10 protein-coding genes are annotated in these 8,920 nt (G+C 34.6%); 3 read left to right on the top strand and 7 right to left on the bottom strand.

Features of this window, described 5'->3' with window-relative positions:
• Window positions 1-140: 140 nt before the first annotated feature.
• Together FTV18_RS15260 and FTV18_RS15255 are read left to right on the top strand one after the other, a co-directional pair.
• The gene (locus tag FTV18_RS15260; protein WP_078081115.1) at window positions 141-1,016 is read left to right on the top strand and encodes an SDR family oxidoreductase; all 876 of its coding nucleotides are present in this window, start codon (window positions 141-143) and stop codon (window positions 1,014-1,016) included.
• A 91-nt stretch (window positions 1,017-1,107) separates the two neighbouring features.
• Entirely contained in the window at window positions 1,108-2,277 is a 1,170-nt protein-coding gene (locus FTV18_RS15255) for an ATP-binding cassette domain-containing protein (protein ID WP_179989164.1), read from the top strand.
• A gap of 125 nt (window positions 2,278-2,402) precedes the next feature.
• Here FTV18_RS15255 and FTV18_RS15250 read toward each other — a convergent pair whose 3' ends face one another.
• The 6 genes from FTV18_RS15250 to FTV18_RS15225 form a co-directional block, all read right to left on the bottom strand.
• Complete coding sequence (locus FTV18_RS15250; protein ID WP_043963410.1) at window positions 2,403-3,107, bottom strand: IS6-like element IS1008 family transposase; 705 nt, start codon at window positions 3,105-3,107, stop codon at window positions 2,403-2,405.
• 241 nt (window positions 3,108-3,348) lie between these two features.
• Window positions 3,349-4,149: a DUF2310 family Zn-ribbon-containing protein gene (locus FTV18_RS15245; protein ID WP_114237944.1), complete on the bottom strand. Its 801-nt coding sequence runs from the start codon at window positions 4,147-4,149 to the stop codon at window positions 3,349-3,351.
• A gap of 136 nt (window positions 4,150-4,285) precedes the next feature.
• The gene (locus tag FTV18_RS15240; RefSeq protein ID WP_114237945.1) at window positions 4,286-4,624 is read right to left on the bottom strand and encodes a hypothetical protein; all 339 of its coding nucleotides are present in this window, start codon (window positions 4,622-4,624) and stop codon (window positions 4,286-4,288) included.
• A gap of 1,083 nt (window positions 4,625-5,707) precedes the next feature.
• Window positions 5,708-6,073, bottom strand: a complete 366-nt coding sequence (locus tag FTV18_RS15235) for a RepB family plasmid replication initiator protein (protein WP_218944957.1) — start codon at window positions 6,071-6,073, stop codon at window positions 5,708-5,710.
• A 39-nt stretch (window positions 6,074-6,112) separates the two neighbouring features.
• Window positions 6,113-6,817, bottom strand: coding sequence for an IS6-like element IS1008 family transposase (locus FTV18_RS15230; protein WP_043963410.1), 705 nt, complete (start codon window positions 6,815-6,817; stop codon window positions 6,113-6,115).
• A 245-nt stretch (window positions 6,818-7,062) separates the two neighbouring features.
• Entirely contained in the window at window positions 7,063-7,422 is a 360-nt protein-coding gene (locus FTV18_RS15225) for a surface-adhesin E family protein (RefSeq protein WP_179989163.1), read from the bottom strand.
• 171 nt (window positions 7,423-7,593) lie between these two features.
• On the opposite strand from FTV18_RS15225, the gene FTV18_RS15220 reads away from it, so the two are divergent.
• Window positions 7,594-7,788, top strand: a complete 195-nt coding sequence (locus FTV18_RS15220) for a type II toxin-antitoxin system RelE/ParE family toxin (protein WP_050595110.1) — start codon at window positions 7,594-7,596, stop codon at window positions 7,786-7,788.
• A gap of 94 nt (window positions 7,789-7,882) precedes the next feature.
• Here FTV18_RS15220 and FTV18_RS15215 read toward each other — a convergent pair whose 3' ends face one another.
• On the bottom strand, window positions 7,883-8,677 hold the full coding sequence (locus FTV18_RS15215; RefSeq protein ID WP_031946098.1) for a hypothetical protein: 795 nt from the start codon (window positions 8,675-8,677) through the stop codon (window positions 7,883-7,885).
• Between the last annotated feature and the right edge of the window lie 243 nt (window positions 8,678-8,920).

Here is an 8,920-nt window from a genome sequence, read left to right as displayed (position 1 = left end):
TGATACCATTTTTCTTTATACTATCACTGAGGCAGGTTGGACATTTGATTGCTAGAGTTATTTGCATTTCTCTATTTTATCAAAATCCAATCGGCTTTTTCTTCAGCATACTTTTTGAAACACTACCGAGGAGATTATTTATGACATTTAATAACAATGAAAATACACGTGTGTGGTTTATTACAGGTGCAAGCAGTGGACTAGGATACGAATTCACAAAAAAAGCATTGGAGTCAGGAGAGAAGGTTGTTGGTGTTGCTAGAAATATTGAAAAACTGAATGAGTTAAAATGCCAGTTTGAAGGAATGTTACTTCCTTTAAGTCTTGATGTTACTGATAGAAGTGCTGTTTCGACTACAGTGGAAACTGCCATTAAACATTTTGGAAGACTCGATATTGTCATTAACAATGCAGGGAATATGGTAATGGGAATGATTGAAGAATTTAGTGAAGATGAAGTTAGAAGCCAAATGGAAACTAATTTCTTCGGTACAGTATGGGTAAGTCAAGCTGTTATGCCGTACTTGCGGGCACAAGAATCAGGTCATATTATCCAGATATCTAGTATTGGTGGACTGATTAGTGGTCCAATGTCGGGAATCTATAGCGCTAGTAAATTTGCTTTAGAAGGATTTAGCGAGGCTTTAGCACAAGAAGCTGCACATTTTGGTATAAAAGTATCTATCGTAGAACCTGGAGGTTACTGGACGAATCTATACTTAAAAATGAGTTTTACTACACAGAAAAAAGAGTATGATTCATTACGTGAAAAGTTGGCCCAACAATATTCAAACGAATCGGTGGATAGTGATCCTAAGTTAGCCGCCGAAGCTATAATGAAACTGGTTAATAGTGAGAATCCGCCTCTCCGATTAGTTCTGGGAAGCCTTGTATATGATTTAGCTGTTGAAAATGCAGAAAAACGTATATTTACATGGAAAGAGTGGGAATCAGTCAGTCGTTCTTCGGAACATGGGATTCCTGCACCAGAAGGATACGGAATAATTGAGGAATAGAAACCCTAAGAAATAAACTCTCTAAACTACAAAAACTAATTAATGATTTAATATGTTTATTAACTTAATCGCTAGAAAGGGAGGCGATTGTATGGAATTGATAAAAATGAGAGGAATAGAAAAATATTTTGGAGGCAAGCTTCTTTTTACTTTTGATAAATTAACTGTTTTTAAGAACGATATTATTGGTGTAGTCGGGTTAAACGGAAGTGGAAAAACGACGTTGTTGGAGATCATTAACAATGATATAGCTCCTGACAAGGGAAATGTTGAGGTTAAGGGAGATATCTCTTATTATAAACAATTCGGTCAATACCACGAATCAGTAGATTCTTGGCAATTGAAAGAATTTCGCTCCAGCTCAACAATATCTGAAGGTTGGTTCAGTGGTGGGGAAAAAACTCGTTTACGTTTAGCTGAGACTTTTTCTAAGAGTAGTTCAATACTTTTACTAGATGAACCAACAGCGAATTTAGATACTAAAGGGATTCAATTGCTAAAGCGAAATTTAGGAAAATATAACACAATGATGATTATTAGCCACGATACAAATTTATTAGATGAATTGTGTAATCGAATTATTGAGATTGACAACAATACCATTAACTGTTTTGACGGGAATTATACTGCATATAAACAGCAGAAGGAACATCAAATTCACACTGAGAAAAGAGAATATGAAAATTATCAAGCAAAGAAAAAGCAACTAGAGGAAGCTTATTTGCAGAAAAAAAGGCAAGCTGAAGCGATAACAGATAAGCCAAGGAATATGAGTAATTCTGAAATTAGAGCTAGAAGTTTCATATCTACTTACAAGTCTTTTGGAGGGCGACAAAAAGCAATAGCAAAGCAAGCAAAAGCCGTGCAATCACGAATAGAGCAGTTAGATGTAAAAGAACAAGTCGAAGAACAGGCAAATATTCGAATTAATTTTGAGCTAACAAATCCCCCGAAAAATAAAATATTAATTCGTGGTGAAGAAGTAACTTTTGGATATGATAATCATTTGATTTTTAATCATGCCTCTTTTGAAATCCGAAACAAACAAAAAGTTGCTGTATTGGGGGATAATGGAAGTGGTAAATCTACTCTTTTTTCTTTAATCAGAAATAAGTATGAAGGGATCTATGCTGTACCGAAATTAAAAATTGGTTATCTGTACCAAGAGTTTGAAAATTTGCAGCCAGATAAAACTTTACTGGAGTCTGTCTTGTCTGACAGTGTACAAGAAAATCAGGTGGTGTTTCAAAAAGTATGCTGACATTAAATGAAGCCATTATTGATGTAAAAAAAGGTTAAGTCGAAAGCTTTAAAATGGTTTTCAATCTTTTTTGGGCACTGTTGCAAATAGAGATTTGAGTCGATGATGTTCCCTTTAAAAAGTGCTTAGAGACCGAAAACCCTGTTGATTAGACACACTTCACCCTGAGGCTGACCATAATAAAATGACGATGCTTGTCCTTTACGTAGTGCACGCATGACTTCAATACCTTTAATTGTGGCATAAGCAGTCTTCATAGATTTGAATCCTAATGTGGCCCTGATGATTCGCTTTAACTTACCATGATCACATTCAATGACATTATTTTTATACTTAATCTGCCTGTGCTCAATATCTACTGGACATTTTCCTTCTCGCTTTAACCGTGATAAAGCATGGCCATAGGTCGCTGCTTTATCTGTATTGATGACCCGTGGAATTTGCCATTTTTTCACCGTATTGAAGATCTTTCCTAAAAAACAATAGGCTGATTTACTGTTCCGTCTAGCGGAAAGGTAAAAGTCAATCGTATGACCACGTTGATCAACTGCACGATACAGGTAAGTCCATCGCCCCTTCACTTTGATATAAGTCTCATCCATATGCCATGAATGTAAATCTGTAGGGTTACGCCAATACCAGCGTAACCGTTTTTCCATTTCTGGAGCATAACGCTGAACCCAACGATAAATTGTACTGTGATCCACATTTATGCCTCGTTCAGCGAGCATTTCTTGAAGTTCACGATAGCTGATGCCATATTTACAATACCAACGAACAGCCCAAAGAATGATTTCACCTTGAAAGTGCCGACCGTGGAAGGGATTCATCTGCTGTATCTCGAAATAAATAAGATATTTAGCTTATCATGTCAGCCTATTTGCAACAGTGCCTTTTTAGGTGGTTCCGCTAGGGTATACTGAAAATAAACTTGTCCTGTACCTGATTCCAGTAAAACACTCTCCGAAAATATCGAGACGATTCACGGTTGGTTACAGATAGTTTGGGTGTTATTTTTATCTCTATGCTTGATAGGCTTTATGAGCTTACCACAAATAATTTTTCATTCGGTCAGTCCTCGCTTTCATCCGACCAATTTTGACTCAACTCACTCACCAAACGACTCTCATCGCATTTAAAATCAATATAGTGATAGGTATTGGCAGGCAATAGCCAATCCTGCCCTGTCAGTGGACATTTTTGTTCCATATCTTCTGCCTGTGTCCAATCACGGTAATTCATTAGAAAATAATAGGTGGGTACACCTGTGCTTTGTTCAATGATACGGCACAATTCTCGACCTATTTTGCTATGCTCAGAATTGGGATTTTGCATTTGCTCTAAGGCAAAGGCTTCACTTACTGGTTGAGAACCAAGCCACAAACGATATAACGCTTCAGCCTGACGATACCATGACCACACATTATCATAACAAGGGTGATCAGGTTGGGTATATGGGATTTTATATAGAGGAATGCCTTGTAAGGTTACTCCATCTAGTAAAGGCGAACTCCAGCCCCAACGCAACATGTAAAATTCAGATTGCGTTGGTACGGCATAACGGGGAAGAGGATAGTCATGGTCTTCTCCGATATACAAGGTTTGAATGGGTTTACCTGCTAACTGTTCGATTTTATTGTGCATTTCTTGGGCATAGCTGTTCATATTTTTACGGTCAAGGGCATCCATTTCAGGACACACCACAGTCACGCGAGTAATATCATTTTGGCTAACAGCTAAATGATGGTTACGGGGTAATATTTGTCCGTTGCCTTCTAAATTTCCTAAATAACAAAATACATCATGGTCGTGGCTATCATCATCTTCAGCGATACCTGTATATTGGGGTATGATAATATCAAAGGCGTGCATTTTTATATCTCATGCTTAATTTATATTAAATATATTTGGGGATGTTGCTGTTGAAATTGGTTAAAGTGCTGTCTTGTAGTGTCAATTTAACCTATACCGTCAATGCCGTACACTCTAAATATTAATAATACTTAAACTACTTGATATTATAACTATAATTTTTCTTATCATATTTACCGAAATAAGGAACAGCTACATCCTTATGCACTGTATTATTACTATCAGTATATGTAATTACTATAGAGTCTTCGGTGTCAGAATATTTTATAGGATACTTAAATGATTGATTAGGAGATAAATTACCTATATTTTCTGATTTATTAGTGGTTTTATAAGTTAAATTAACCTTAGTTATATCTTCGGAGGTTTTGTTATTTATAATTAGCATCCCTTCTGATTCACTTTGACTGGAACAAGCCACAGTAATTAATGCACTTAAGCTAATTACATACAGTTTTCTTATTGAGATCTTCACGAGCCAAACCTTTAGTTATTTTATTTAATACAAAATAATTCTATGCAAGAAATGCCACTCTCAACTTCTTAAGCCTATTGGAATGGCTGTATTACAAGAATTGTAAGTTTAATATTGAAAGTCTAACCTTCGTAAAATAAATGATTTAGCGAAAAAAAGTTGAGAGTTAAGCATAAAATGGAATCTTATTTTTCACCAAAGGAATTAGAAGATGTTAAAGAACCATTAGTTATAACTTTCATTTTGAGACTACCCTAAATTCTGTGTAACTATCTAGTTTTCTAAAATACTTCTTAAATTTTGTCAAAATGGCTTTATTAGCTCGAAAAACTAACTTTCTATACACCATGAAGTACACCGCGACTACCTAAATAACTCAATATACCAATATCATTAGCCTACAGCCTAAGGTTCTAGTCCTCACTAGGGTACCGAAGCAGTGAAATTGGTTTGCCATAGGCATACTAATCAGAGTATGAAAAAGAAACTCCTCTCTCTGCAAATTCTTGATTGAAAACACTAAGAACCTTCATACTAAAAGTATAATAAATAAGTACTAGCCTTTCTATTATGGTGATGTCGTTCATATTCCAAGATATTCTCCGATCATCTAATAACCCCTCCCAACTAGGATCGTTTATTTTAGGTATAGATTGACTGCCGTAAGAAGGTATTTGATCAACTAAATGACGCATATCATCGAGTTTTTGATTTGATAGGGGTTACCCCAGAATTTGGAGAAAATAGTACGACAAGGAATTTTGTCGACTAATTAATTTATTAAAATCAAAGATTTATATTTTTATGCTTTGCCTGTCTGCTAGAGATTGGCAACATGCAATTTAATTGAAAGATTTTTAACGAAGTTCTTAAATAACAACTACATAGAAGTAAATAAATGTACTTACCGCCCTATAATTTCCGTTTTCTGTGCTGACCCCTAATATAGCAGTTTTTCACTGAATAGAACTCAGATAACTTATCATTTGGTGATAGTCAGAAGCCTTTATTCCCTTAAAATAATTTTTGTTTTTGATATCAAGGACTACTTCTACCACAACCTGTAAACAGCGAATAAAAATCTTAAAATTTAAACCCTAATTTCGATAAGAAGGGTAAATATACTTTCTGCTTTTCACTATCTAATAATGCTTCAGCAATTTGTTCAGCAAACACATCGTAACTTCGACCTGCTTGCCCTTGTGCCAAATACGATGCCTCATGTAATTGAGATATTTTTTTAGCGAAGGCAAAGCGTTGATTATCGGTCATGGTTATAAACATATCTACTGTATGTGGATCACGCTCTGTCTTTTCAGCTTTTACCGTTTTGGGCTTGGTTCTTTGTTTAAATTTAAAGGTAAATCCTGTAATAGTGCGACCTTGCTTGTGTTGCTCATATTCAGCAATAATATCCGTGTGTTCGTTAATTTGACGGCACTGTTGCAAATAGAGATTTGAGTCGATGATGTTCCCTTTAAAAAGTGCTTAGAGACCGAAAACCCTGTTGATTAGACACACTTCACCCTGAGGCTGACCATAATAAAATGACGATGCTTGTCCTTTACGTAGTGCACGCATGACTTCAATACCTTTAATTGTGGCATAAGCAGTCTTCATAGATTTGAATCCTAATGTGGCCCTGATGATTCGCTTTAACTTACCATGATCACATTCAATGACATTATTTTTATACTTAATCTGCCTGTGCTCAATATCTACTGGACATTTTCCTTCTCGCTTTAACCGTGATAAAGCATGGCCATAGGTCGCTGCTTTATCTGTATTGATGACCCGTGGAATTTGCCATTTTTTCACCGTATTGAAGATCTTTCCTAAAAAACAATAGGCTGATTTACTGTTCCGTCTAGCGGAAAGGTAAAAGTCAATCGTATGACCACGTTGATCAACTGCACGATACAGGTAAGTCCATCGCCCCTTCACTTTGATATAAGTCTCATCCATATGCCATGAATGTAAATCTGTAGGGTTACGCCAATACCAGCGTAACCGTTTTTCCATTTCTGGAGCATAACGCTGAACCCAACGATAAATTGTACTGTGATCCACATTTATGCCTCGTTCAGCGAGCATTTCTTGAAGTTCACGATAGCTGATGCCATATTTACAATACCAACGAACAGCCCAAAGAATGATTTCACCTTGAAAGTGCCGACCGTGGAAGGGATTCATCTGCTGTATCTCGAAATAAATAAGATATTTAGCTTATCATGTCAGCCTATTTGCAACAGTGCCCTATAAAAAGGGAGCTTTAGAGACTGTAAATAAAACTGTATTTACACAGAATTATTTACACCCTCGTGTGACAGTGCCGCCCTAAATTAAATAACAAATTTTTTCTATCTTTACTCTTGAATTGTCATTTAGATCAGGATAACTACAATAATTCTCTGATCCCCCAAATCTCTCAAGTTTTTCTAATATTTTCCTGTACATACCTCCCTTTTAAGCGTATCTAGATTTGTATTTGGAATTATATATTCTTCTTTTGTAGGTTCCATAGCTATTGGATCACCTGTTACTTCTTTGTACATAACTCCTCCTAGTCTTCGGAATTTTTCTTGTTCGCAATCTATCTCATATAGAACTGTTGACCTATTCTTCTCCTCTTTAAACTCGGTTTCTACCCAAGCTCTTGTTATTTTGGGATTCTTTGTACTATTTAATTTTATAATTTTAGATTGATAATTTGCATTATCTATAATTATTTTTGCAAATATATTTTGAGCATTAAGAACCATTACGCTGATTAATGTAATTTTTAATAGTCTTTTCACCTACTTAGTCTCTTTAAAGCTAATTTCCAGAAATATACTTATATTATTTCTGTTGTTCAATTTATTTTTTAATTTAATAATTTTAAATGGGTTAAATGGGTAAGGACACACAAATGGGAAAAACTCCCTGTTGCTATACGAGATCAATTTAAGAAGTAACTAGCCAAAGTCATAGAGCAGCCACATATTCCAAAGAATATGCTGAGAGGCAATCTTGCAGGTTGCTATAAAATTAAATTATTAAAAGCTGGTGTCAGACTTGTCTATCAATTTAAAGATGATCAGGTAGTTATCTTGCTCATCACAGTCGGGAAACGAGCTGATAGCATAGTTTATGACGAAGCTAAAAAGCGTATTAAAGACTAAAAATGGGAGCTTATAGCTCCCATTTTGAATGGGTTCTAACATTTTGACTTTGCATAGCACCTATTATATTAATTTTAGGAATACTTAAGTTTAGTTAAGAACAATAGTCTTGTTTAAATCTTGAATAAGGAACATTTCTACGTTGTGTTAGATCTTTCCCTTTTAAATCATTGGCTAATTTATCTGATAATTCTTCACTAGATTTTATTTTGTTTGGAACCCATGAATAAGCATGTCTAGGTAAAATTTCAAAAAGATTAGTCATACCAGGTACATAAGAATACTTAAATTGAGTATAAACTTGATCATAGAATCCCTTACAGATTCTATCATTTTCTTTTGAAACTAAATTTCTATTCATAGATGTTGAGAAGTCATATAAGCTCCCATTTTTGTATTCATAATCATATTTTTTCCCAGTTTTAGGACTTTGGCTTGATGTTATTTTTATACCTGAATTAAGCTCTGAAATAGTAATATCTAATGACTCTTTGAATTCAATAGTTTCAGATTTAATTAATTTTGCTAGATCGTTAAACTCATATATAAAATAATGGCTTTCTGGGCTACTCATACCAAACCATGCGCCACATGTACTTGTTACAACATAAGTATTCTGCTGTTGCTTATATATCTTTTCTAAGATTTCACATTGTGGGTCGATCTCACTAATAAAACCAGCATTTCTATTATTGTTCTCAATAGAAAATGGATACTGTTTTACATATAACTCACTGTATTTATTTGTTATTTTATATAAACCAATATTTTCTGGATAACCTTCATTATTTTTTATAAATTTGAATGGCTTAACTTCAATGGCATACGCAACACTACCAGCCATTATGAGAATATTTAGTAGAAATATTTTAGAAAGAGGACTTTTCACTTTAAATACCTTATAAGTTTAAATTATAAAGTAATTTTAGCTACTAATTAAAAAAAAGGTGAAATATTCAATTATTAATTGTCCATTTAACATAATGGATATTATACGAAGTACACTTGTAACTCCAAAATAGAAATGTCCGGTTTCTCCAAAGTAAAAATGTCCGCTTTTAGAATATGCGCTGTTGCAATTTTCTTAGCGGACGGTTTGATATGTTGGTGTCTATGTCGGATAAAGAACTTA

The sequence above is a fragment of the Acinetobacter sp. YH12241 genome, from assembly GCF_013417535.1.
Lineage (GTDB): Bacteria > Pseudomonadota > Gammaproteobacteria > Pseudomonadales > Moraxellaceae > Acinetobacter.
Note: the sequence above shows the minus strand (reverse complement) of the source record. Positions and strands in the feature narration are given on the sequence as shown.